Source organism: Roseobacter fucihabitans (assembly GCF_014337925.2).
GTDB classification, from domain to species: Bacteria; Pseudomonadota; Alphaproteobacteria; order Rhodobacterales; family Rhodobacteraceae; genus Roseobacter; species Roseobacter fucihabitans.
On the sequence record NZ_CP143423.1, the window covers coordinates 1791322 to 1813037 of the forward strand.

The window sequence follows — 21716 nt, forward strand, 5'->3', positions numbered from 1 at the left end:
ATGTCTGAGAACACTACAGAAGTTATCGTTGGAGCGGGGGTGCTGGCCGCCGCTTTGGCCTTTGTTGTCTATGCCGGACAGGTATCGGATTTTTCAAGCGGTGGCACAAGTTACCCGCTGGAAGCTAGTTTTCGCAGCCTTGAGGGCGTGAACGTCGGCACCGACGTGCGTCTTGCAGGCGTGCGTGTCGGCTCGGTCACGCAGGTCGATCTGAACGCGGAAACCTACCGGGCGGATACAACCGTTTCCGTTCAGGAAGGAATCGAAATCCCGGATGACAGTGCGATTGTGATTTCCTCAGAAGGGTTGCTCGGCGGGAATTTTGTCGAAATTGTACCGGGCGGATCGCCTTTCTTTTTCGAACCTGGCGACACGATCGAGGATACGCAAGGGGCCGTGAGCCTGGTGTCGCTTTTGCTCAAATTTGTGAGCGGATCGTCGGAGTGATGCTGCGGCTCGCTTTAGCTCTTGGCGTGAGCGCGGGGGCAGCGACGGCGCAGCAGGTCAGCGAAGCGGAGGGTGTCATCCTGCGGGGTCTCGATAAGATCAGTGGGCAAGTATATGATATTGAAATGAAATCTGGCCAAACCGCAGCTTTTGATGCCTTGCAGATCACGCTTAACTCCTGTCGTTACCCCGTCGGAAATCCATCAGGCGATGCCTTTGCCGCACTTAAGGTCGTGGATATTAACAAAAGCGAAACGGTGTTTTCAGGTTGGATGGTCGCCTCAGCACCGGCTCTATCGGCGATGGACCACGCGCGCTACGACCTCTGGGTCATGCGCTGCACGACTTCCTGAGGCGCGCGCAAGGGGGGCGCGTTGAAATGAGCCTCCCCCGCAAGCGCCTGTTTCAGCGCCCTGTGATATAGCGCTCGGCTTACTTCGATCCCCCCCAGAGAGGCAAGATGCTCGGTAACGAACTGCGTGTCAAACAGCTGAAACCCGCCTTCCAACAAACGATCCACGAGACAGGCGAGCGCGATTTTTGATGCATTACTGCGTCGCGAAAACATGCTTTCACCAAAGAAAGCCGCCCCTAATGTGACGCCATAAACGCCGCCGACGAGGTTTGAGCCATCCCATATTTCAAGGGAATGAGCTTGACCGCGTTCGTGTAAGGTAATGTAAAGGCTGCGAATTTCGGCATTGATCCAAGTGTCCGCGCGATCCGCACAGCCATCCACCACACCAGCAAAATCCTGATCAACACTGACTTCAAGGTGGGTCTGGCGCATGGCGCGGCGCAATGAGCGGGAGGCATGAAACCCATCAAGCGGCATGACCCCGCGCCGTTGCGGATCGACCCAGAAAATTTCGGGGTCATCGCGGTGCTCTGCCATGGGAAAGATCCCCTTGGCATAACCTTGCATCAGAACCTCCGGCATCAGGCGCATAAGCTGCGCGGATCAGCTGTTGGTGAGATTGGTTTCCAACCAATGCTCCAGCCAATGGATGTTATAGCCCCCGGTCAATACGTCCTTTTCTTGCAGCAATGCGTGGAACAAGGGCACGGTGGTGTCCACGCCGTCCACGATCAATTCGCCCAGAGCGCGTTGGAGCCGTGCGAGGGCTTCGGGACGGTCGCGCCCATGAACGATGAGTTTACCGATCAGGCTGTCGTAATAGGGCGGGATCGAATAGCCGTCATAGAGCGCGGAATCCATCCGCACGCCAAGGCCACCGGGCGCGTGGTATTGGGTGATCCGACCCGGACAAGGCGCAAAATTCGGCAGTTTCTCGGCATTGATGCGCACCTCGATGGCATGGCCGTTGATCTGGAGGTCTTCTTGCGTGAAAGACATGTCCAGCCCGGCGGCCACGCGGATCTGTTCGCGCACCAGATCGACGCCAAATATGGCCTCGGTCACGGGGTGTTCAACCTGCAAGCGCGTGTTCATTTCGATGAAATAAAATTCGCCGTTTTCATAAAGGAACTCGATGGTGCCTGCGCCGATATAGTTGATCCGGGCAACCGCATCCGAGCACACTTTACCGATGGCGGCACGTTCCTCCGGCGAAATAGAGGGGCCGGGGGCTTCTTCGAACACCTTCTGGTGGCGGCGCTGCAACGAACAATCCCGCTCGCCAAGATGCACAGCCCCCCCTTTGCCATCGCCAAACACCTGAATTTCGATGTGACGCGGGGTGGTGAGATATTTTTCGATATAAACTTCGTCGTTGCCGAAGTTCGATTTCCCTTCGGCGCGCGCGGTCATGAAGGCGCGCTCCATATCGGCTGCGGTTTGTGCGACTTTCATGCCGCGCCCGCCACCGCCCGCCGTGGCTTTGATGATCACGGGATAACCGATTTCTGCGCCCAGACGCTGCGCCTCTTCAAGCGTTGGCACACCACCCTCAGAGCCCGGAACACAAGGCACGCCGAGTTTCTTCATCGTGTCCTTGGCGGTGATCTTGTCACCCATCACCCGGATGTGTTCGGCGGTGGGGCCGATAAAGGTCAGGTCGTGATCCTCGACTACCTGCACGAAATCGGCGTTTTCGCTCAGAAAGCCATAGCCTGGATGGATCGCTTCGGCTCCGGTGATTTCGCAGGCGGCGATGATGGCTGGCACAGACAGATAGCTTTGCGTGGCCGATGGGGGGCCAATGCAGACGCTTTCATCGGCCATGCGCACATGCATCGCGTCACTATCGGCGGTGGAATGAACCGCGACCGTCTGGATACCCATTTCACGCGCAGCACGCACCACGCGCAGGGCAATTTCACCCCGGTTGGCGATCAGGATCTTTTGAAACATTGCGCGCGCCCCTACTCGAGGATCACAAGCGGCGTGCCGAACTCAACCGCGGCACCATCCTCGACAATGATCCGTTTAACCGTTCCGGCGCGCGGTGCGGGGATGTGGTTCATGGTTTTCATCGCCTCGATGATCAGCAGCGTATCGCCTTCAACCACGCTTGTTCCGACCGAAATAAAGGCAGGCGCACCCGGTTCGGCCTGCATGTACACGGTCCCCACCATGGGCGATGTCACCGCGCCGGGATCTTCGGCGGGGTCTTCGGTCGCGGCCGGTGCCGGACCAGCGGAGGGTGCAGGTGCTGTCGGTGCCGACAAAGGTGCCGCGGGCGGCGCCATTTGCGTCACAACCTGCTGGTGGTTGTGACGGCTGACACGTACGTTCAGGCTGTCATCGGCACCATAGTCGCGTTTGACTTGAAGCTCTGTGAGGTCGTTTTCACGCAGCAATTCCGCGAGCGCCTGAATGAAGGCGACATCAGCGTCATGGTTCTTTTTTGTCATGTAATCCTCAACCGTTCGGGAGAGCCTTGTTCTGTGCGGCTCTTGTTCCTGCGCTTTCGTTATAGGGGAAGGGCGCGGGCATGAAAACCCGCCTCTTGCAGGCTCGGGGGTGTGACTTGAAGGGGGCTTTATATTGGGCGCGGGCAGAGCAAAGCTGGATTGATGCTGCTCGTTTTGACTCCAAGGCATATGGTTTCGCGAACGAGATTCGTTTGAGCGCGCAGTCTAGGAAGCGCGGATGTACAAAAGGTGGCATAAATCCGGTTGCAAACATGGCCATATCAAAGACTGAAGGGACACAGAGTGTGCGGCTTTGGCCGAGCCGGCCATCAAGAGGATTATGTAGTCCAATCCAAAAAAAAGGCACCCGCTGATTAAAACGGGTACCTTTGGTCTTTTGGTAAAGCCGTAAGCGTGCCAATCAGGCGTTATTTTTTTGCTGTTTACGGCGGGAGAGGTACGCGATCCCACCTAGAGCGGTCAAAATCAGCGGTAATCCTGCCGGTACAGGCACAGGCGCAACTGTTACGTTGGCAAATTCAAACGCATTGACCGCGTTGCCGCTGCCATTCTGCGACGTGAAACGCACGGTATCAAAGTACTCCGAAGCACTATCCGCGCTGATTGTCACAAATGAAGCTTCCAAGGCGATGACGTTGAATTGCGAACCCAGGATAGTTGCAACCAAATTAATACCATTGAAAAGTTCCAGCGTATTGTATCTGTCAGGGGATCCCCATAACAGGCTGATTGACTTTGACAGGGAGTTCAGCGCGAGCTCCGCAGGATTGGACGTTCCTACGTATTGGCTACCCCCGCCTACCGTGTAGTATCCGGCAGAGTTTTCACCGTCTGTCTGAAAGGGGGAGCGGAAGGCACCTGAAATGCTGGCGTCTGGATTGACCGTCCGAGGCGCAGCGGTCCACACACCGGGAAGCGCGAGCGACTGGTTTTGATCAACTTCCGCCAGCGCCAAGGTATAATCGTTTATCGCGGATACCGTTGCCGCTGAGGCGAGGACTGGAGTAGCAACCAGAGTGGCTGCCAATAGGGCTTTCTTAAACAAAACTAAGTTCCTTTATACTCTAATTCAGATTAAATTCGTACGTTTAGATTAATGTCTTTGAAATATTCAATTTCGTCTGACGTGCACGACCAACTAATTTTTTTAATAACCCGTTAACGCCTAGTTTTCAAGCGCGAAGCTGCCGGAAACCCAAGTTCTACGTGGCGATCTTTGCGTGCAATCATGGGTTGGGTTGTTTGGCGAAAAACATGGCAAACAACACGTCGAATTCACCCTTGGACTAGCAGCGTGTCATGTCTTTTCATGTTCGCATAAGGATTAGATTGCCAGGTATTCTTCACGCAGTTCCTTATTCTCAAGCACTTCGGCCGCGGTGCCGTCAAACACAATTCCGCCCGTGTCGAGAATCACCGCCCGGTCCGCCAGTTGCAGCGCGCGCACGGCGTTCTGTTCAACCAGAATCGTCGTGATGCCTTGATCCTTGATGATGCGCAGCGTCTTTTCGATCTCATCCACGATCACCGGTGCCAACCCCTCATAGGGCTCATCCAGCAATAAAACCTTGATGTCGCGGCACAGCGCACGCGCGATGGCCAGCATTTGTTGCTCGCCCCCCGACAGGGTCACGCCTTCCTGTGTGCGCCGCTCGCGCAGACGCGGAAACAGCTCATACACCCGATCCAGCGACCAGCCCACGGGCGGTGCGATCTGGGCCAGTTTCAGGTTTTCCTCGACGGTCAGACCCGCGATGATGCGGCGGTCTTCTGGTACCAGACCCAAACCGGCCTGCGACGCCTGGTAGCTCGACATCGTATGCAACGGCTGGTGGTCAAGCCATATTTCACCGCGCTTAACCTCCGGGTCGGCCAGCCGTGCAATGGCGCGCAGGGTGGAGGTCTTGCCCGCCCCGTTACGCCCCAACAGAGCGAGGATTTCGCCCTCATGCACGTTGAAACTGACACCCTGCACGATGTAGCTTTCGCCGTAATAAGCATGCATGTCCCAGATGGACAAAAATGCAGGGGCCGTGGCGGCCTGATTGGCGTTCTTGGAAAAGTCAGGTTTGACGTTCATCGCTATGTCCTCGGTGTTGCGCCGTAAGGTGGGCTTTCAGGCCACCTCGACGGGAAAGGGGGGATCAGGCCGCGTCCTGTGTTTCACCTAAGTAAGCTTCGCGCACCTTCGGGTGACCCTTGATATTGTCGGGCGTGTCCTCGACCAGCGGTGTGCCTTGCGCCAGAACGGTGATGCGCTGCGCTAATGAAAACACCACATGCATGTCATGCTCGATGATAGCGATGGTGATGTCGCGCTCGTCGCTGATCTGTTTCAACAGATCGATGGTGTTATTCGTATCCGCACGGGCCATCCCGGCCGTGGGCTCATCCAGCAACAACAGACGCGGCTCCTGAGAAAGACACATACCGATCTCGAGGCGCCGCTTGTCCCCGCGCGACAGGGAGCCTGCGTGCATATGGCGTTTGTCGGCCATGTTCATATCCACCAGCATCTGTTCGGCGGTCGCATGCACGTCTTTCTGGCTGTCGACACTGGCGATTCCATTCAACTCAAAGGCCCCATCGCGTTTGGCAAAGCAGGGGATCATCATGTTTTCCATAACGCTGAGATCGGCAAAGATCTCTGGTGTTTGGAACACCCGCGAAATGCCCATCTGGTTGATCTCATAGGGTTTGCGCCCCAGCACGGATTGCCCATCAAACATCACCGATCCGGTGTCCGGGATCAGCTTGCCCACAAGGCAGTTGAGCAGGGTGGATTTGCCCGCCCCATTGGGCCCGATGATGGCATGCACGGATCCTTCGGCAATTGACAAGTTCACATCGCCAAGCGCCTGAAGACCGCCAAACCGCTTGCCGACATTTTTGACTTCAAGAATTCCCATCTGTCGTCTCCTTATTCGGCTGGGGTTGTTTTACCGTCGGGTTTGTCATCCGCTGGCTTTTTACGTTTGAACAGTCGTGCGACACGTTGGCCGCCCTCCACGAGACCACCGGGCAGGAAGATCACCACCAGCATGAAGATGATGCCGAGTGTGAGGTGCCAGCCTTTGCCGATAAAGGGATAGACAATCGCCACGAGGAAATCCTCGATCCCGTCGGGCATGAAGGCAAACCATTGGTGCAGAATACTCTCATTGATCTTGGAGACGATGTTCTCGAAGTATTTGATGAAACCGGCCCCCAGAATTGGGCCGATCAACGTTCCGGCACCGCCAAGGATGGTCATCAGAACGACCTCGCCAGAGGCGGTCCAGAACATGCGTTCCGCGCCCACCTGCGTGTCCATCGCCACCAGAAGCCCGCCCGCCAGACCGGCGTACATGCCGGAGATGACAAAGGCGGCCAGTGTGTAGGGTTTGGAGTTCAGTCCCGTGTAGTTCAGGCGTTGCTGATTGGATTTCACCGCGCGCAGCATTAGCCCGAAAGGCGAGCGGAAGATGCGGATCGAGAGATAAAAAGCGATCAGCATCACGGCGGCAGCCACATAGTAGCCCGCGTTGAAGGTAAAGACCCAATCCGCGACCTCCAATTCAAAACTCTGCTTCATATCAAGGCCAAAGAGGTTTGCACGCGGCGTCTGACCCGGTTCCAACGCGCCGTCGAGGATGCGCGGGTCGGTATATTTGGGCTGCAATCCGGTCTCACCGCCGGTGATCGGTGTCAGCACCGAATAGGCCAGCGCATATGACATCTGAGCAAAGGCCAGCGTCAGGATGGAGAAGTAAATGCCCGAACGGCGCAGCGAAATCCACCCCACCAGCAGGGAGAAGAGACCTGCAACTGCCACGGACACGATGATCGCGGGGATGACGTTCATCGTGAGCAGCTTCATCATCCAGATCGCGGCATAGGAACCCACACCCAGGAAAGCGGCATGTCCGAAGCTGAGATAGCCGGTGAGGCCGAAGAGGATGTTGAACCCGATGGCAAAGATGCCAAAGATCACGAGGCGCTGCATCAGGTCGGGATAGCCCGCGTTGAACTGCGCCATGGCCGAGCCTTCGGGGAAGGGGTTTAGGATGAAGGGCGCGAAAATCGCGAGGCACGCCACGATGATCAGGAGGGTGAAGTCTTTTTTGGTAAGGCCCATGATTATTCCTCCATCACGCCCTTGCGGCCCATGAGGCCCCGCGGACGTGTCAGCAAGATGATGATTGCAACCAGATAGATGATGATCTGATTGATGCCCGGCAGGGCTTCGAGCACAGCGGACATGGAGGCGAAGCTTTCAAGGATGCCGAGCAGGAAGCCTGCCAGCACCGCGCCCGAGAGCGAGCCCATGCCACCGACGACGACCACCACGAAGCTGAGCACCAGAAAATCCATGCCCATGTGATAATTGGGCGAATTGATGGGGGCATACATGACCCCCGCGAGCCCCGCCACGGCGGCGGCAATGCCGAACATGATGGTGAACCGCTTGTCGATATTGATGCCCAGCAAGCCTACTGTTTCGCGATCCGCCATACCGGCGCGCACGACCATCCCGAAGGTGGTGAATTGCAGGAAGGCAAAGACAGCACCGATGATCAGCGCGGAGAAAGCAAAATAAACCAGACGCCAATAGGGGTAGATGATCGTATTGGCATCAAAACCCATTGCGGCACCAAAATCAAAGGAGCCGCGGAACGCTTCGGGGGCAGGCGTCGGGATCGGGTTGGCACCGTAAAAGTACTTGATGATTTCCTGCAAAACGATGGCCAGGCCGAAGGTCACGAGGATCTGGTCGGCATGCGGACGCTTGTAGAAATGCTTGATCAAGCCGCGCTCCATGGCGAAACCGATGAAAACCATGACCGGAATGGCAAAAAGGATCGAGATCGGCACCGCCCAGTCGATGATCGCGTCCCCCGTGGCCTGCCCGAAAATGTCATAGATATAGGGCACTTCGACCTTGAGAGGGTTGCCCAGGAAATCTTTTTGCGTGTCATCGATGATCGTGTGGCTCAGCGTCAGAAACTTGCTGACGGTCACGGCGCAGAACGCCCCGATCATGAAAAGCGCGCCATGCGCGAAGTTCACCACCCCAAGGGTGCCGAAAATGAGTGTCAGCCCAAGCGCGATCAGCGCATAGGCGGAGCCTTTGTCCAGGCCATTGAGAATTTGCAGGATAATTGCGTCCATGGTCCCACCTTCATGAAACGGTTTTGGCCCGGTGGCCGAAAGGGCAGGGCGGAAGTTGTTTCCGCCCTGCGCGTGTTTTTAAGCGCCTGCGTTGCAGGTTCCGAGAGAGCCGCCCGCAAACTGCGGGTGATCCGGTGCGTAGGTTACTTGCTCCGTTGGCGTAACTTCGACGATTTCGACCAGGTCGAATTCATTCTCTGGGTTTTCTTTACCCTTCACGACGACAACGTCCTTGAAGCACTGGTGATCGTCCCCGCGATAGAGCGTTGGCCCGTTGCCCATGCCGTCAAATTCGAAGTCCTTGAGGGCTTCGCCAACGGCGCAAGGGTTGAACGAACCCGCACGTTCCACGGCATCCGCATAAAGCAGCGCCTGGACGTAACCGGTATGCGCGGCCTGGCTGGGCGGGAAGCCGTATTTCGTACCGAAGGATTGCACGAAAGCGTTGGTGCCCACGTAACGTTCGCCCAGCTGGTTTTCGAGTTTCCAATCCCAGTTTTGCGAACCAAAGATGCCTTTCACGTTGGCACCCGCACCGCGTGCCATAAGCTCGGAGTAGAGCGGTACGACGATCTCGAACTGTTTGCCGTTGACCATCTTGTCGCGCAGACCGAATTGCACCGCGTTGGTCAGTGAGTTGACCATGTTCCCGCCGTAGTGGTTCAGCACCAGAACATCCGCACCCGACTGCAGAACCGGTGCGATATAGGAGGAGAAGTCGGTCTGTGTCAGCGGTGTCAGAACCGTGTTGACGGTTTCCCAACCCAAAGCTTCCGTTGAAGAGCGCACGGCTTCTTCGGTAGTGTAGCCCCAGTTGTAATCCGCCGTCAGGTGATAGGCCTTGCGGTCTGCACCGTAATTATTGACCAGCACGGGCGCGAGGGCCGCACCGGACATGTAGGAGTTAAAGAAGTGGCGGAAGCCATTGGCCCGCTTGTCTTTTCCTGTGGTGTCATTGGCGTGGGTCAGACCTGCCATGAAGATCACACCGGCTTCCTGGCACAGCGCCTGCACAGCGACGGCCACACCGGAGGAGGAGCCGCCGGTGATCATCACCGCGCCGTCTTTTTCGATCATGGACTTTGCGGAGGCGCGGGCCGCATCAGATTTCGTCTGCGTGTCGCCAGAAACGAATTCGACCTTCTTGCCCATGATACCGTTGCCTTGCAGGGCCTTGGACGTGAAGGTGTTCATCATGCCGCCGTCGCCTTCACCGTTCAGGTGTTCGACAGCAAGCTGGTAGGCGCGCAGCTGGTCCGCACCCTCATCCGCATAGGGGCCGGATTGCGGGACGTTGAAGCCCAGTGTCACGGTATCGCCTGTCGGCTCATTGGTGAAGGCCGAGGCGCGGCCGGCGGTGAAGATCGTTGGCAGAGCAAGACCTGCGCCACCCAACGCACTGGTCTTGATGAGACCACGACGCGTAAGTTTCGAATTGGACATTGAAATCCTCCCAGGAGTTAAATTCACACGACAACCAACTTCCACAATGGCGGCCATGCGAGGCACAATGGTGCAAAGGTGTTATCGCCCGAGATAAGAAAATATCGCAACAAGTGCTTTGAAATGCTCATTAATTTTGTAAACGAATCTACAAACACTCTGTATAATGTGTAAATTAACTGATATTGCGGCGCAGAAACCTGTTGAAAACGCATGATAATACCAAGGAGGGGTCATGGCCAGAGAAGGATTGACCGGCAGCCGCATTCGCGAGCGTCGTTCTGTTGCCGGGCTGCGCCAGGCGGATCTGGCGCGGGCGCTGGGTATTTCGGCCTCTTATCTCAACCTGATTGAGCATAACCGGCGCAGAATCGGGGGCAAACTGCTGCTGGACATCGCGCGGCTGCTTCAGGTGGAGCCGTCGATGTTATCTGAGGGCGCGGAGGCGGCGCTGATTGCGACGCTGCGCGAGGCGGCGGTGAATGCCAATCTTGCCGTCACCGAAACCGAGCGGGCGGATGAATTGGCGGGGCGGTTTCCGGCATGGGCGGAGGTGCTGGCGGCGGGGCATCGGCGCATCGCCACGCTCGAGCGTACCGTCGAGACGTTGTCGGACCGGTTGACGCATGATCCGCATCTGGCCGCGTCGGTGCATGAACTGCTCTCCACCGCCGCCGCGATCCGCTCGACTGCGGGCATTCTGGCCGATGAGGCGGATTTGACGGAGGAATGGCGCAATCGCTTTCACGCCAACATCAACCAGGACAGCCGCCGTCTTGCGGAAAGCTCCAAGGCGCTGGTGGAGTATCTTGATGCCAATCAGGGCGTCGAAGATGCTGTTGCCAGTCCGCAGGATGAGCTTGAGGCATTCCTCAGCGCGCATGATTACATGTTCGATGCGGTGGAGGCGGGCGAGGCCAGCCCCGAGAGCGTTATTTCCAGGGCCGCCACTCTGAAATCAAATGCCGCGCGGCATATGGCGCGCGGCGTTCTGGCCCAAATCCAGCAGGATGCGCAACAGACATCGAAGCGTGACTTTGAGGCGGCGCTGAAAGCGCATGGACCCGACCCGGTGCGCCTGGCGCAGACTTTGGGTGTCCCGGTGTCCGTGGTGATGCGGCGCATCGCGCGCGCGCCTGCATTGGAGGCTGGTTTTGTGATCTGTGATCGTGCGGGGAGTTTTCTGTTTCGCAAACCCGCGCAGGGCTTTGTCATTCCGCGTTTTGGTGCGGCTTGCGCGCTTTGGCCTCTTTATGCCGCCTTGGGCCAGCCGGGACGGATTATTCATACACCGCTTGTGCAACTGGGGCGCGGCCGTGCGCGGTTTGATTGTTATGCCTATGGTGAAACTATCGGGACGCCGGATTACAATCAGATGCCCCTGGTACAGGCGTCAATGCTGCTGCTGCCAAATCCCGCAATCGAGGACAGCCATGCGCTTGAGGTTGGCGCGACCTGTGGAGTCTGTCCGCGCGAGGCCTGTCCGGGTCGGCGCGAGACCTCGCTCTTGAGCATGCGCCCGTGAACCGCCTGGCACAGCTTAGGTTTTGACAGCTTGCCGAAAACCGTTGATAGTTTGACATCCGCACTGAGGGAGGCAGGCCGCAGGTCTGACAGGGCGGGATCTGGAGGGAGACCAGCATGAGCAAGCGCGTGCTTCTGGTGGAGGATGAATTGAACATCGTCGAGGCGATCCGGTTTTTGCTGACCCGCGAAGGGTGGCAGGTGGATACACATTCTGATGGTGCGGATGCGGTTGAGGTGATCCGCGCGCGCAAGCCTGATCTGGTGGTGCTGGACGTGATGCTACCCGGCAAAAGCGGGTTCGATATTCTCGAAGAGCTGCGCAGCAATGCGCAAACCGCCGATTTGCCCGTTCTGATGCTGACCGCGCGCGGTCAGAGCCGGGATCGCGAGATGGCAGAAAAAGCCGGTGTCAGCCGTTTCATGACCAAGCCGTTTTCCAATACCGAAGTGCTCACAGCGGTGCGCGATCTGCTCTATGTGCATGGGCAAAGGAGCTGAGGCATGGCGCGACCGGGCACACCTGTGTTTCTGGAACGCAGCCGGTATCGCCAGCGTCGCATGATGGATGCGGTCCGGTTACTGGCGGTTTTGGGGGCGGGCCTGTGGATGCTGCCCTTGCTGTGGCCCTCAGCCGGTGTGGGCACCAGCGAGAGCCTGCCGATGTCGCGCGCCTTGCTCTATATCTTTGGTGTCTGGTGGGTGCTGATCGCGGCGGCCTATCTGCTGGCGCGCCAGCAGCGCAGAATGCCCGAGACGTCGGATGATGCCGGGCCTTTGTGATGGCGTCACTTAACGTCCTCGTCACCGTTTCGCTGGCCTATGTGTTCGTGCTGTTTTGCGTGGCCTTCGCAGCGGAGCGCGCGGGCGCGCGGGGGCGGGCGGGGCGGCTGTTACGCTCGCCGCTGGTCTATACATTGTCGCTCTCGATCTATTGCACCGCCTGGACGTTTTACGGCGCGGTCGGCTATGCGGCCCGCTCGGGGCTTGAATATCTGACCATTTATCTCGGCCCCAGCCTTGTCATTATCGGCTGGTGGTGGATTCTGCGCCGCCTCGTGCGCATCGGGCGCAGTCACAGGGTCACCTCCATCGCCGATCTGATTTCCTCGCGTTATGGCAAGTCAAATGGGCTTGCGATTGTCGTGACCGTGATGGCCGTCATCGGCGTCACGCCCTATATTGCGCTGCAATTCCAATCAGTCACGGCCTCGCTGTCGATTTTCGTGGCCGCCGGGCAGGATGGCGTCTCTGACGGGGCAGGGGTGCGTACTGCCGGGCTGTGGGTCGCGATTGGTCTTGCGGTTTTCACCGTGTTGTTTGGCACACGCAACCTCAACGTCAATGAACGCCAGCACGGCGTGGTGATCGCTGTGGCGCTGGAGGCGGTGGTCAAGCTGGTAGCCCTGCTGGCCGTCGGCGTCTTTGTGGTCTGGGGCATTGCGGGCGGCGTGGGCGAGACGCTGGCGCGCATTGATGCCTCGGCGCTGGGGACCTGGGAGATGGATGGCAGCCGTTGGGCCGGGCTGACCTTTGTCTCTGCGGCAGCGTTCTTATGCCTCCCGCGGATGTTTCAAGTCATGGTTGTGGAAAATGACGACGAACGGCATCTGCAAGTCGCCAGCTGGGCCTTTCCGCTTTATCTGATGTTAATGAGCCTCTTTGTGGTGCCCATCGCCGTCATCGGGCTCGATCTTCTGCCCGCAGGCTCCAACCCGGATTTCTTCGTGCTCAGCCTGCCCCTTAGTCAGGGACAGGATAAGCTCGCCATGCTCAGCTTTCTGGGCGGTTTTTCTTCGGCGACCTCGATGGTGATCGTAGCGACACTGGCGCTCTCGACGATGGTGTCCAACCATGTGGTCATGCCCATCTTCCTTTACGCGCGCCAGGGCGGGGCGACGCAGTCGGGGGATGTGCGTAATGTCGTGATCCTGTCACGTCGCCTCTCCATCCTGGCGATCATCGGTTTTGGCTACCTCTATTACCGTCTTTCCGGCGGATCGGGCGCCTTGGCGGCCATCGGGTTGATCTCATTTGCCGGTGTTGCACAGTTTCTGCCCGCAATGCTGGGCGGGATCTTCTGGCGTGGCGCGACACGGGTCGGGGCGCTGGTCGGGCTGGGGGTCGGGTTTACGCTGTGGGTCTTCACCATGCTGCTGCCCAGTTTCGGCGTTGGGACTGTGCTGAGTGCTGCGACGTTTGAAACCGGCCTCTGGGGTCTGGCGTGGCTGCGCCCGGAGGCGCTTTTTGGGATTACCGGGCTCGACCCGACCGTGCATGCAATTTTGTGGAGCCTCCTGCTCAATGCCCTCAGCTTCGTTCTGGTATCACTGGCGAGTTTTCCCGATCCGTTGGAGCGCTTGCAGGGCGCGCAATTCGTGAATGTGTTCGACCATTCGGGCCAGACGCGCGGGTGGCAGGCTTCGGTGGCGGAAAGCGAAGATCTGATGATCATGGCGCAACGCATCCTGGGCGCGCGTGAAGCACAACGCTTGTTTCGCGCGGAAGCCGAAGCCCAGGGGCGTGGTGATGACCTGCCCGAACCCAATGCGGATTTCCTGCAACGACTGGAGCGCGAATTGGGCAGTTCGGTGGGGGGGGCGACGGCCCACGCCATGATCAGCCAGATCGTGGGGGGCAGCGCGGTGTCGGTCCAGGATTTATTGGCGGTCGCAGATGAATCCGCACAGTTGATGGAATATTCCAACCAGCTGGAGGCCAAGTCGCGTGAACTCAGCCAGACCGCAGCGCAGCTGCGCGATGCCAATGCGAAACTGGTGTATCTGAGCAATCAAAAGGATGCCTTCCTAAGCCAGATCAGCCATGAATTGCGCACGCCAATGACGTCGATCCGGGCCTTTTCCGAGATCCTGCGCGACACGGAGGGCCTGGGCACGTTGGAGAAAACCAAATACGCCAATATCATCCACGTCGAGGCGATCCGTTTGACCCGGCTTCTGGATGATCTTTTGGACCTGAGCGTGCTGGAGAACGGTCAGGTCACGCTCAATCAGCAATCCGGTACACTGGTAGAGGTTCTGGATCAGGCTATCGCCATGGCGCAGGCGAGCGAAGGGCGCAGCATTGCCTTAAAGCGCAGGCGCGTGCAGGAAACCGTTACATTGCATACCGATCTGGACCGCCTCAGTCAGGTTTTTATCAACCTGATTACCAATGCGCAAAAATACTGCGCCTCGGATGCGCCGCAACTGCGCATTGAGGTTGGTCAATCCGGCGACGGTATCACGGTTGATTTTATCGATAATGGCGAGGGAATCGTTACTGCATCCCGCGATGTCATGTTCGAGAAATTCAGTCGGATTGGGGCGCAGGATGGCAAGGGGGCCGGGCTCGGCCTGGCAATTTGTCGCGAAATCATGACCCGGCTGGGCGGCGATGTGCGGTATCTGGAGGGCACAGGTGGGACGGCTTTTCGTGTCACTTTACCGCGCGCGCAGGCCTTGGCGGCTCAATGACTTTTTTGCGATTATTTAACCGGGTGTCGGGTAACATAAAGGCTATGGTAACGATTGGCCCTTATCCCAAAGAGAACATTACTGCGCACCCTTTGATGCGTGGGTTATCTTGACAAGGGCCGAAGATGTCAGTTTTGCAGCGCAAGGCGCAGGCAGGAAAACAGGAACATCAGGCGCGGGCAATGTCCGTGCCAAAAGCTCTGCGCGTCAGCATCGCAAAGGTGGCTGACGAAATATTCGAAATGGCACTGGCGGTGATTGGCGCGACGCAAGAGCTATGCGGCGGTGATGATTTGAGCACCAAGATAGAAGAAGGGTCCTTACTTGTCCTGCTGGATGGTCCACGCGGCTGTGCAGGAGGTGCCATTTTGGGGCCGGAGCTCGTCGCTGCCGTGATACAGCAACAGACAATGGGCAAGGTGTTTGATGTTTCATCGTCCGATCGCGAGTTAACCGAGACGGATGCAGCACTCTGCGCGCCGCTTCTGGATGCGGTATTTCAACGCGCACATGGTCTTTTGGAAAGAGATTCGGACCGAGATATTCTGTGCCCTTACAAATTCGGCGCACGGGTGGAGACGCCACGGTTGTTTGCGCTGGCTTTGGATGAGTTGGAGTATCACTTGTTCAAGCTGACGATCGATATCGCCGGCGGGACCGGTCAATCCGGGCTGACGCTTTTGTTGCCGGTGCTGGAAAAGGGGGCAGGCGCGGCAGAGCCTGATGAACCAGAGGTGCCCAAGCCCGTCCAGACCCTTGAGAAATCCGTCATGAATATCAAAGCGGAGCTGACGGCCGTTCTGGCACGCCTCCGTATTCCGATCGTCGAATTGGGACGATTGTCTCCTGGTGATGTCCTCACGCTTGACCCTGATGCTTTTGACTCGGTCGAAATCGTGACGCGTGACCGGCGGGTGATCAGCCGTGGCAGCATGGGACAACTGGAGGGCAAACGCGCGGTTCAGTTGGAAAACAGAGATAGTGATGCGGGGCGATCGAATAAACCACTCGAACAGCGAGGCCCTATGGGGTTACCGAATCGCCCAGCGGTGCCCGGACCGGCTGTGGGCAACGCCTCAGAAGGCCTGCCCGAAATTGGTTTGGACGCAATCGAACATGAATCTTTCGAGGTTCCCGATCTACCCGACCTGCCAGCCCTTGATGACGCTGGCGATTTGCCGGATTTCTCCGACTTGCCGGGCTTGTCTGAAGATGGGGGCTTGCCAGAATTGCCGGATTTACCAGATTTGCCGGACCTGGAAGGTGACGGCACACTGCCTTCTTTGGAAGACCTTCCTGACTTCAAGATCGCTTGATCGCGGCTCAGTCTTTGGAGGCCTCAAGAGCCAGCAGCGTTGGGCGAAGATGCTCCAGATCATAGCCCCCCGTGCGTGCGGCATTGATGATTGCATCCGCCGACATACCCTTTGTCGCCCCAAGGGCCCAGGCAATCGTAGACCTCGTGCCGGATGCGCAATAGGCCAGAACCGGACCGTCACAGGCATCGATCAAAGCAAAATTGGCCGCAATCACATCCGGCGTCATGTTTTGATGCGTGAGCGGCTGCACAACATAGTCGACACCGGCCGCTGCCGCAGCCTGCGCCAGGGCGGCAGCCTGCAGGTCCGGTGGAATTTCACTGTCGGGTCGATTGCATAGCACGAGTTTGATCCCATAAGCCGCAATTTGTGGCATATCCTCTGCTACAATCTGGGGCGCTGTGAAAAAATCGGGCGTTATCTGACGAATATCCATGTCAAAGGCTACGAAAGCCCGGCGGGCGTGTCCAGCCTGATAAGACCCTCGAAAACGCGGAACATGTCGCCAGTTCTTGACGCCAAGAAACCGCTCTGGACCTGTCGCGTTTTGGTGCTGCTGACTTGAAAGCATTTACTGCATCAAAGCAGCTTGGGTCTGGAGCTTAAACGGATTGACGCAGTGCGCATCGTGCTGTCGAGCGGGCATCACACGGATCAAGGCAGCCAATACAATTCTGGCGGGCACCAGAAACGGGTGAAGGACCGCGGCTTTCTGGTATCAATGTGTGGCGAAGGCAATTGCCATGACCGTGAGTATGGTATTGCGGCTTGATGGCCTGACCCATGCTACGATTGATTGCGTGTCATTGCGTTGACGTGTCGACCGTCCGTTGCCTGGCAGTCGAAACATAGTTTCGATGAGAAGGAAGTCGCCCCGGCAACAGGCGAGATGTGACTTTATAGGAGCCTGACGGTCAGCGTATCATCACAGTCCTGTCCGCTCGGATCGGTGCCGGGGCATTCTTAGCAATGAGGGCATCACGAAGACCATACATCCAATCATTATCGGCATTGATACGCATAAGGCCAGCCACGTCGCCGTTGCGATAGATACGCGAGGTGCCCGTTTTGCTGCGCTGTCCATTCCGACGCATCCGAAGGGATATCTGGAGTTGGAAGGTTGGTCGCGATCTTTTGGGAAGGTTCTGGCATTCGGAATCGAAGGGGCTGGTTCGCATGGTGCGGGCCTTTCACGGTCTTTGTTGGCTCAAGGGTTCATCTTCGCAGTGAAGCTGCAGAGTCCATGCGCTTTGTAGGGAGACCGCGACCGGCTTATCAGGCTACGCAAGGATCTTGAGGGACACGTCCGGGGGATGTTGAAGATTTTTGGCATTCGTATGATCGGTGTCAACAAGGGGCGATTGCGCCAGGGATTTCGGGATCAGCTGGCAGCTGCAGGCGAAACGGATCCTGTGCTGGAGACGATTGCAGATGCTTTCATTTTGATCCACGAGACACTCTGCGCAGATGCTGGTGCTCTGGATAAAGAAATACTCTGCGTCGCTCGCAAGAGCACCCTGTGTCGACGATTGATGACAAACCCCGGCATTGGGTCCATTGTTGGGCTCAGCGTCATTGCCCACGTCTATGATGCGAACAGGTTTCGAAAAACAGCGGATATCGGTGCCTTCCTTGGCTTAACACCCTGGCGGCACCGGTCTGGTGAGATTGATTACTCTGGGCGAATATCGAAATGTGGAGATGTGCAAATGCGTGGCCTATTGTTTGAGGCTGATTGGTTTGGTCAAGCGGTTCTCGCCAATAAAGACTTGGGCTGTAAGGCTTGCCGCTCGCAAGGGTTTTAAAAAGGGCGCGGTCGCAACAGTTCGAAAAATGGCGGTGCTGATGCTGACGCTTTGGAAAAACGAAACCGAATTCTGTTGAAAAGGAATCGCTATTACCTGAAACGAAACACCGAAATTCCACTGGAGGAGGCGGCTGGGAGCAAAGTCCCAAGGAGCGGAGCCAGGTTGATCTTGCGGGTGCAGTTGGGCAGAAAGCTAACCGCTTGATGACCCCGCGCATGACATTTGGAGACAATCTGGTCTTGTCGCGGTTGCGTTCCGGTCTCTCAACTCATTTAGGCAGCCTTTCGTTCGAAGGCCAAGGGGCTTTTGCCACCTAATGACGAGTGCCGCCGTCGTGGATTGTAGAACCCATTGATATACTGGAAAATCGCCCCTTCGGCTTTACGCCTGGTTTCCCAGCGGTTGCGCCAAATCAGCTCTGCCCTGAGTGATTTGAAGAACGTTTCAACCATGGAATTGTCGTAGCAGTTTCCCTTACCGCTCATCGAAACTTGGAAGCCGTGTTTAGACAGCCGTTTCTGATAGTCGCCTGAACAATATTGCGACCCGCGATCCGTATGATGCATGCAGCCCTTCGGCGGTTGCCGCAGTGCCACAGCCATATCCAATGCTCGGATCGCCAGATCCCGCTTCATACGATTGCTAACCGCCCAACCGATGACACGACGGGAATACAAATCAAGGATCACTGCCAGATACAACCAGCCCTCACTGGTCCAGATGTAGGAAATGTCATCGGCCCACTTTTGGTTTGGACCATCTGCAAAGAAGTCCTGGCCCAGCAAGTTAGGGGCGATGTTAAACGCATGATTGCTGTCGGTCGTAACCTTGTATTTCTGGGTCCTGATGATTTTGATGCTATTCTCCCGCATTAAGCGGCCCACGCGCCGGTGCCCAACTTGCAGACCCAGTTCTTGCAGTTCTTCGGTCATGCGAGGCCCGCCATAGCTTTGCAGGCTTAAGCGGTGCTGTTCGCGGATATGCGCCAGGATCACCATATCGTCGCGCTGTCGCTGGCTCATCGGGCGGCTTCGCCACGCGCGAAATCCTCGCGACGTAACCTGCATGACGCGGCAAAGAAATTCGACAGGCCATTCTTCTTTCCAGGCGTCGATAAAGGCGAACCTCACCGACTTTGGCCTGCAAAGAAGATTGCCGCTTTTTTTAACACTTCCCTCTCCTCGCGAAGCAACCGAACTTCCTTGCGAAGGCGTTCGTTCTCTTTCTCGACATCCTCGTGAGGACCCGACATCAGGTTGTCATGCTGATGCTTTTGAACCCACTTGTTCAACGTCGAAAGCCCAACTCCTAAATCCGCTGCCGCTTGCGGTCGTGTCAGCCCACTGGTCGTTGCGATGCGTACTGCATCAAGACGAAACTCGTCTGTGTATCTCGGTGCCATTCTCTATCTCCTTCATAGCAAACATTGCTCGAAAGAGACCGGAACTAAAACGTGGCAAGACCAATCAACCCCGAACACCATAGTGAGGCGCACCGCGCGACCTCGAAGAGAACGATGACCCTGAAGCACCGAGCTATCCCGCTCTTGGCTATCCCGCAAAAAGAAAACCTAACTCGATCACCTGTTCCATGCACTCTGAAAAACGTTTTACATTGAAAGGAGCATCCACACACGGGTTTAATAATCCACGACGGCGGTACGCGAGGTTAGGCGGCAAAAGCCCTGTCGTCTTGAAACGAAAGGCCGCATCAATGGTGCTTGGAGACCGGGCACGTCACTAAATCGCGACAGGTCCAGTTCCGCGCGGCCGCAACACCGCCTGCTTCGCCGATGAGACCGCAGGCCTGGCTCATTGACCCGGTTGAATTGCGATTGCAGGGCGGATGCAATATCGCGCCGCGCGACCCAAAATCCAGCCCGCCCGCGCTACTCTTCGCGCTGTCAGATTTTGTTAATGGGAAGTTTAAGCATCACATCGCCCTGTTCGTCCGGCTCGGGCATGTGACCTGCGCGCATGTTCACCTGCAAAGAAGGCAGGATAAGTTTGGGCATACCCAGCGTTGCATCACGCGCCTCGCGCATTTGCACGAATGTTTCCTCTCCACGATCCTGACCGATGTGAATATTGGCGGCCTTCTGGGCTGCAACGGTGGTTTCCCAGGCGAATGTCTCTCGCCCTGGTGCCTTGTAGTCGTGCCCGACAAAGATACGGGTACAATCGGGAAGCGTTAGGATGCGTTGGATGGATTGGTAAAGGTCATGCGCTGACCCTCCCGGAAAATCGCAGCGCGCGGTCCCGAAATCGGGCATAAAAAGCGTATCGCCAACAAAAGCCGCATCGCCAATCACATAGGTCATGCAGGCCGGCGTATGACCGGGCGTATGCATCACATCTGCGCGCATCTGTCCAATGTGGAAGCTGTCCTTATCGCCGAAAAGCCGGTCAAACTGACTGCCGTCGCGCTGAAAAGCCGTACCTTCGTTGAAGACCTTGCCAAAGGTGTCCTGGACCGTCTTGATCTGCTCGCAAATACCGATTTTTCCGCCCAGCTTTTCCTGAAGGTAGGGGGCGGCAGAAAGGTGGTCCGCATGCACATGTGTTTCCAGAATCCACTGAACCTGCAATTGTTCTGCTTGGATATGGGCGATGATTGACTCCGCAGATCGGGTGCTGGTACGTCCCGAGGCCTGATCAAAATCCAACACGGAATCCACAATGGCGCAGGCCGTTCCTTGCGGGTCGCGTACGACGTAACTGACTGTATTTGTTGCGGTATCGAAGAAGGCTTTGACATCTGGCGACATGCGGCACACTCCCTGTTTGACGGTGAGCATAGAGCCCACCCGACGGGCCTTGCAAGTGAAACCGTCAGCTCAGAAAGATGCCCAGAATGACCAGCATTAACCCGATCACGGAAAGGAACAATGCGGCGAGGTTCATCGGCAACGCTTTTCGCAATTTAGCGCGCATTTCCGTGTCATCAAGTTTGGCGCGTCTGGCGCGGGCGACATAGAGGATGCACCACAGCAATCCAAAAAGGCCTATAAGAGAGAGGGCTGCACCCCCCCAGATCAGGAGTTCGAATATAAAAGGTGTTTGCGTATTTTCCATGCAAAAGCAGCTATCCAATCGCCGTTCCAAGCGCAAGACGGGGGCGCAAGAGTTTTTTGAACTGGTGCTTGAGCTGTGCTTGCACGGCATTTTCACCAAGCTTTGCCCTTCCAAAACGGGAGTTCGAAGGGGCGGTTCTGGGACCCTCGCGGCGGATGATGGTGCCTTAAACGAGCATGCAAAAGGACACTCCGGGCGTCCGAAAATAGGGGATGACACGAAAGCCATGCCGATACGAAAGCCGCTTGCAGCGCGCGTTCCAGACCGCTAGGCAAGGGTCCTTAACATCACTTCTTTCAGGAGCGTACCATGAGTGACACCGCCACAGATCCTTCCGTCATCGAAACGCAAGGCGATGCAACTTATCGCGTAACCGCTAATGAATTACGTCAGTTCGTGGAGCGGATCGAGCGGCTGGATGCGGAAAAGAAGGACCTTGCGGAGCAGCAAAAGGAAGTAATGGCGGAGGCCAAGGCGCGCGGTTATGATACGAAAGTTCTGCGTAAAGTGATTGCGCTGCGCAAAAGAGACGCAGATGATATCGCCGAAGAAGAAGCGGTGATGGAGATGTATAAAGAAGCGCTCGGGATGTGAGCGGGGGCGGCCGCGTCCGGCAGGGCAATGAGCGCTGGAGCC

General features: G+C 57.0%; 23 protein-coding genes. 10 read left to right on the top strand and 13 right to left on the bottom strand.

What is annotated here, in order from left to right; genetic code table 11:
• Both mlaD and ROLI_RS08715 read left to right on the top strand, forming a co-directional pair.
• On the top strand, nucleotides 1-447 hold the full coding sequence (gene mlaD, locus ROLI_RS08710; RefSeq protein WP_187428786.1) for an outer membrane lipid asymmetry maintenance protein MlaD: 447 nt from the start codon (nucleotides 1-3) through the stop codon (nucleotides 445-447).
• On the top strand, nucleotides 447-800 hold the full coding sequence (locus tag ROLI_RS08715; RefSeq protein ID WP_187428785.1) for a DUF2155 domain-containing protein: 354 nt from the start codon (nucleotides 447-449) through the stop codon (nucleotides 798-800). The genes mlaD and ROLI_RS08715 overlap by 1 nt, the downstream gene beginning before the upstream one ends.
• On the opposite strand, the gene aat is transcribed toward ROLI_RS08715, so the two are convergent.
• The 9 genes from aat to ROLI_RS08760 all read right to left on the bottom strand — a co-directional run bounded on the left by aat (nucleotide 764) and on the right by ROLI_RS08760 (nucleotide 9879).
• Nucleotides 764-1396, bottom strand: a complete 633-nt coding sequence (gene aat / locus ROLI_RS08720; RefSeq protein ID WP_187428784.1) for a leucyl/phenylalanyl-tRNA--protein transferase — start codon at nucleotides 1394-1396, stop codon at nucleotides 764-766. The two genes, ROLI_RS08715 and aat, sit on opposite strands and share 37 nt — an antisense overlap.
• A gap of 12 nt (nucleotides 1397-1408) precedes the next feature.
• The gene (gene accC / locus ROLI_RS08725) at nucleotides 1409-2761 is read right to left on the bottom strand and encodes an acetyl-CoA carboxylase biotin carboxylase subunit (RefSeq protein WP_187428783.1); all 1353 of its coding nucleotides are present in this window, start codon (nucleotides 2759-2761) and stop codon (nucleotides 1409-1411) included.
• Between the two features lie 11 nt (nucleotides 2762-2772).
• Complete coding sequence (gene accB, locus ROLI_RS08730) at nucleotides 2773-3264, bottom strand: acetyl-CoA carboxylase biotin carboxyl carrier protein (RefSeq protein WP_187428782.1); 492 nt, start codon at nucleotides 3262-3264, stop codon at nucleotides 2773-2775.
• Nucleotides 3265-3685: 421 nt separating this feature from the next.
• Complete coding sequence (locus tag ROLI_RS08735) at nucleotides 3686-4330, bottom strand: VPLPA-CTERM sorting domain-containing protein (RefSeq protein ID WP_187428781.1); 645 nt, start codon at nucleotides 4328-4330, stop codon at nucleotides 3686-3688.
• Nucleotides 4331-4609: 279 nt separating this feature from the next.
• Nucleotides 4610-5365, bottom strand: a complete 756-nt coding sequence (locus tag ROLI_RS08740) for an ABC transporter ATP-binding protein (protein WP_187428780.1) — start codon at nucleotides 5363-5365, stop codon at nucleotides 4610-4612.
• Nucleotides 5366-5429: 64 nt separating this feature from the next.
• On the bottom strand, nucleotides 5430-6194 hold the full coding sequence (locus ROLI_RS08745; protein ID WP_187428779.1) for an ABC transporter ATP-binding protein: 765 nt from the start codon (nucleotides 6192-6194) through the stop codon (nucleotides 5430-5432).
• Nucleotides 6195-6205: 11 nt separating this feature from the next.
• Complete coding sequence (locus tag ROLI_RS08750; RefSeq protein ID WP_187428912.1) at nucleotides 6206-7405, bottom strand: branched-chain amino acid ABC transporter permease; 1200 nt, start codon at nucleotides 7403-7405, stop codon at nucleotides 6206-6208.
• On the bottom strand, nucleotides 7405-8436 hold the full coding sequence (locus tag ROLI_RS08755) for a branched-chain amino acid ABC transporter permease (RefSeq protein ID WP_187428778.1): 1032 nt from the start codon (nucleotides 8434-8436) through the stop codon (nucleotides 7405-7407). Before ROLI_RS08755 ends, ROLI_RS08750 begins: the two co-directional genes overlap by 1 nt.
• Before the next feature lie 78 nt (nucleotides 8437-8514).
• The gene (locus ROLI_RS08760; RefSeq protein WP_187428777.1) at nucleotides 8515-9879 is read right to left on the bottom strand and encodes a substrate-binding protein; all 1365 of its coding nucleotides are present in this window, start codon (nucleotides 9877-9879) and stop codon (nucleotides 8515-8517) included.
• Between the two features lie 235 nt (nucleotides 9880-10114).
• Between ROLI_RS08760 and ROLI_RS08765 the strand changes: the two genes are divergently transcribed.
• The 5 genes from ROLI_RS08765 to ROLI_RS08785 all read left to right on the top strand — a co-directional run bounded on the left by ROLI_RS08765 (nucleotide 10115) and on the right by ROLI_RS08785 (nucleotide 16195).
• A complete protein-coding gene (locus ROLI_RS08765; protein WP_187428776.1) occupies nucleotides 10115-11404 on the top strand; it encodes a helix-turn-helix domain-containing protein in 1290 nt (429 codons plus the stop codon).
• A 116-nt stretch (nucleotides 11405-11520) separates the two neighbouring features.
• The gene (locus tag ROLI_RS08770; protein WP_187428775.1) at nucleotides 11521-11904 is read left to right on the top strand and encodes a response regulator transcription factor; all 384 of its coding nucleotides are present in this window, start codon (nucleotides 11521-11523) and stop codon (nucleotides 11902-11904) included.
• A gap of 3 nt (nucleotides 11905-11907) precedes the next feature.
• Nucleotides 11908-12186, top strand: a complete 279-nt coding sequence (locus tag ROLI_RS08775) for a hypothetical protein (RefSeq protein WP_187428774.1) — start codon at nucleotides 11908-11910, stop codon at nucleotides 12184-12186.
• Entirely contained in the window at nucleotides 12186-14879 is a 2694-nt protein-coding gene (locus tag ROLI_RS08780) for a sensor histidine kinase (protein WP_187428773.1), read from the top strand. Before ROLI_RS08775 ends, ROLI_RS08780 begins: the two co-directional genes overlap by 1 nt.
• Nucleotides 14880-15004: 125 nt before the next feature.
• The gene (locus ROLI_RS08785) at nucleotides 15005-16195 is read left to right on the top strand and encodes a FliM/FliN family flagellar motor switch protein (protein WP_187428772.1); all 1191 of its coding nucleotides are present in this window, start codon (nucleotides 15005-15007) and stop codon (nucleotides 16193-16195) included.
• Between the two features lie 7 nt (nucleotides 16196-16202).
• Here the strand turns inward: ROLI_RS08785 and ROLI_RS08790 are convergent, their stop codons facing one another.
• Nucleotides 16203-16634, bottom strand: coding sequence for a TIGR01244 family sulfur transferase (locus ROLI_RS08790; protein WP_187428771.1), 432 nt, complete (start codon nucleotides 16632-16634; stop codon nucleotides 16203-16205).
• 610 nt (nucleotides 16635-17244) lie between these two features.
• On the opposite strand from ROLI_RS08790, the gene ROLI_RS08795 reads away from it, so the two are divergent.
• Together ROLI_RS08795 and ROLI_RS08800 are read left to right on the top strand one after the other, a co-directional pair.
• Nucleotides 17245-17454 (top strand): hypothetical protein, encoded by a 210-nt coding sequence (locus ROLI_RS08795; protein ID WP_338469264.1) that lies wholly within the window; start codon nucleotides 17245-17247, stop codon nucleotides 17452-17454.
• Between the two features lie 60 nt (nucleotides 17455-17514).
• Nucleotides 17515-18003 carry a transposase gene (locus ROLI_RS08800; RefSeq protein WP_338469254.1) on the top strand — a complete coding sequence of 163 codons (489 nt, stop codon included), beginning with the start codon at nucleotides 17515-17517 and terminating at the stop codon, nucleotides 18001-18003.
• Between the two features lie 275 nt (nucleotides 18004-18278).
• Here ROLI_RS08800 and ROLI_RS08805 read toward each other — a convergent pair.
• The 3 genes from ROLI_RS08805 to ROLI_RS08815 all read right to left on the bottom strand — a co-directional run bounded on the left by ROLI_RS08805 (nucleotide 18279) and on the right by ROLI_RS08815 (nucleotide 21080).
• Nucleotides 18279-19408, bottom strand: a protein-coding gene (locus tag ROLI_RS08805; RefSeq protein WP_338469255.1) for an IS3 family transposase whose coding sequence is annotated in 2 segments (ribosomal slippage) — nucleotides 18279-19162 and nucleotides 19162-19408 — 1131 coding nt in all. Because the reading frame shifts where the segments join, the coding sequence is not laid out codon by codon here.
• 501 nt (nucleotides 19409-19909) lie between these two features.
• Complete coding sequence (locus ROLI_RS08810) at nucleotides 19910-20773, bottom strand: MBL fold metallo-hydrolase (protein ID WP_187429864.1); 864 nt, start codon at nucleotides 20771-20773, stop codon at nucleotides 19910-19912.
• 64 nt (nucleotides 20774-20837) lie between these two features.
• Nucleotides 20838-21080: a hypothetical protein gene (locus tag ROLI_RS08815; RefSeq protein WP_187429865.1), complete on the bottom strand. Its 243-nt coding sequence runs from the start codon at nucleotides 21078-21080 to the stop codon at nucleotides 20838-20840.
• A gap of 309 nt (nucleotides 21081-21389) precedes the next feature.
• Between ROLI_RS08815 and ROLI_RS08820 the strand changes: the two genes are divergently transcribed.
• Nucleotides 21390-21674: a DUF2312 domain-containing protein gene (locus tag ROLI_RS08820; protein WP_187429866.1), complete on the top strand. Its 285-nt coding sequence runs from the start codon at nucleotides 21390-21392 to the stop codon at nucleotides 21672-21674.
• Nucleotides 21675-21716 lie beyond the last annotated feature (42 nt).

Excerpts from the sequence above, each read along its gene's own strand:
- mlaD (WP_187428786.1), top strand. The coding sequence starts at position 1 with ATGTCTGAGAACACTACAGAAGTTATCGTTGGAGCGGGGGTGCTGGCC.
- ROLI_RS08715 (WP_187428785.1), top strand. The coding sequence starts at position 447 with ATGCTGCGGCTCGCTTTAGCTCTTGGCGTGAGCGCGGGGGCAGCGACG.
- aat (WP_187428784.1), bottom strand. The coding sequence starts at position 1,396 with ATGCGCCTGATGCCGGAGGTTCTGATGCAAGGTTATGCCAAGGGGATC.
- accC (WP_187428783.1), bottom strand. The coding sequence starts at position 2,761 with ATGTTTCAAAAGATCCTGATCGCCAACCGGGGTGAAATTGCCCTGCGC.
- accB (WP_187428782.1), bottom strand. The coding sequence starts at position 3,264 with ATGACAAAAAAGAACCATGACGCTGATGTCGCCTTCATTCAGGCGCTC.
- ROLI_RS08740 (WP_187428780.1), bottom strand. The coding sequence starts at position 5,365 with ATGAACGTCAAACCTGACTTTTCCAAGAACGCCAATCAGGCCGCCACG.
- ROLI_RS08745 (WP_187428779.1), bottom strand. The coding sequence starts at position 6,194 with ATGGGAATTCTTGAAGTCAAAAATGTCGGCAAGCGGTTTGGCGGTCTT.
- ROLI_RS08755 (WP_187428778.1), bottom strand. The coding sequence starts at position 8,436 with ATGGACGCAATTATCCTGCAAATTCTCAATGGCCTGGACAAAGGCTCC.
- ROLI_RS08760 (WP_187428777.1), bottom strand. The coding sequence starts at position 9,879 with ATGTCCAATTCGAAACTTACGCGTCGTGGTCTCATCAAGACCAGTGCG.
- ROLI_RS08765 (WP_187428776.1), top strand. The coding sequence starts at position 10,115 with ATGGCCAGAGAAGGATTGACCGGCAGCCGCATTCGCGAGCGTCGTTCT.
- ROLI_RS08770 (WP_187428775.1), top strand. The coding sequence starts at position 11,521 with ATGAGCAAGCGCGTGCTTCTGGTGGAGGATGAATTGAACATCGTCGAG.
- ROLI_RS08775 (WP_187428774.1), top strand. The coding sequence starts at position 11,908 with ATGGCGCGACCGGGCACACCTGTGTTTCTGGAACGCAGCCGGTATCGC.
- ROLI_RS08780 (WP_187428773.1), top strand. The coding sequence starts at position 12,186 with ATGGCGTCACTTAACGTCCTCGTCACCGTTTCGCTGGCCTATGTGTTC.
- ROLI_RS08785 (WP_187428772.1), top strand. The coding sequence starts at position 15,005 with ATGTCAGTTTTGCAGCGCAAGGCGCAGGCAGGAAAACAGGAACATCAG.
- ROLI_RS08790 (WP_187428771.1), bottom strand. The coding sequence starts at position 16,634 with ATGGATATTCGTCAGATAACGCCCGATTTTTTCACAGCGCCCCAGATT.
- ROLI_RS08810 (WP_187429864.1), bottom strand. The coding sequence starts at position 20,773 with ATGTCGCCAGATGTCAAAGCCTTCTTCGATACCGCAACAAATACAGTC.
- ROLI_RS08815 (WP_187429865.1), bottom strand. The coding sequence starts at position 21,080 with ATGGAAAATACGCAAACACCTTTTATATTCGAACTCCTGATCTGGGGG.
- ROLI_RS08820 (WP_187429866.1), top strand. The coding sequence starts at position 21,390 with ATGAGTGACACCGCCACAGATCCTTCCGTCATCGAAACGCAAGGCGAT.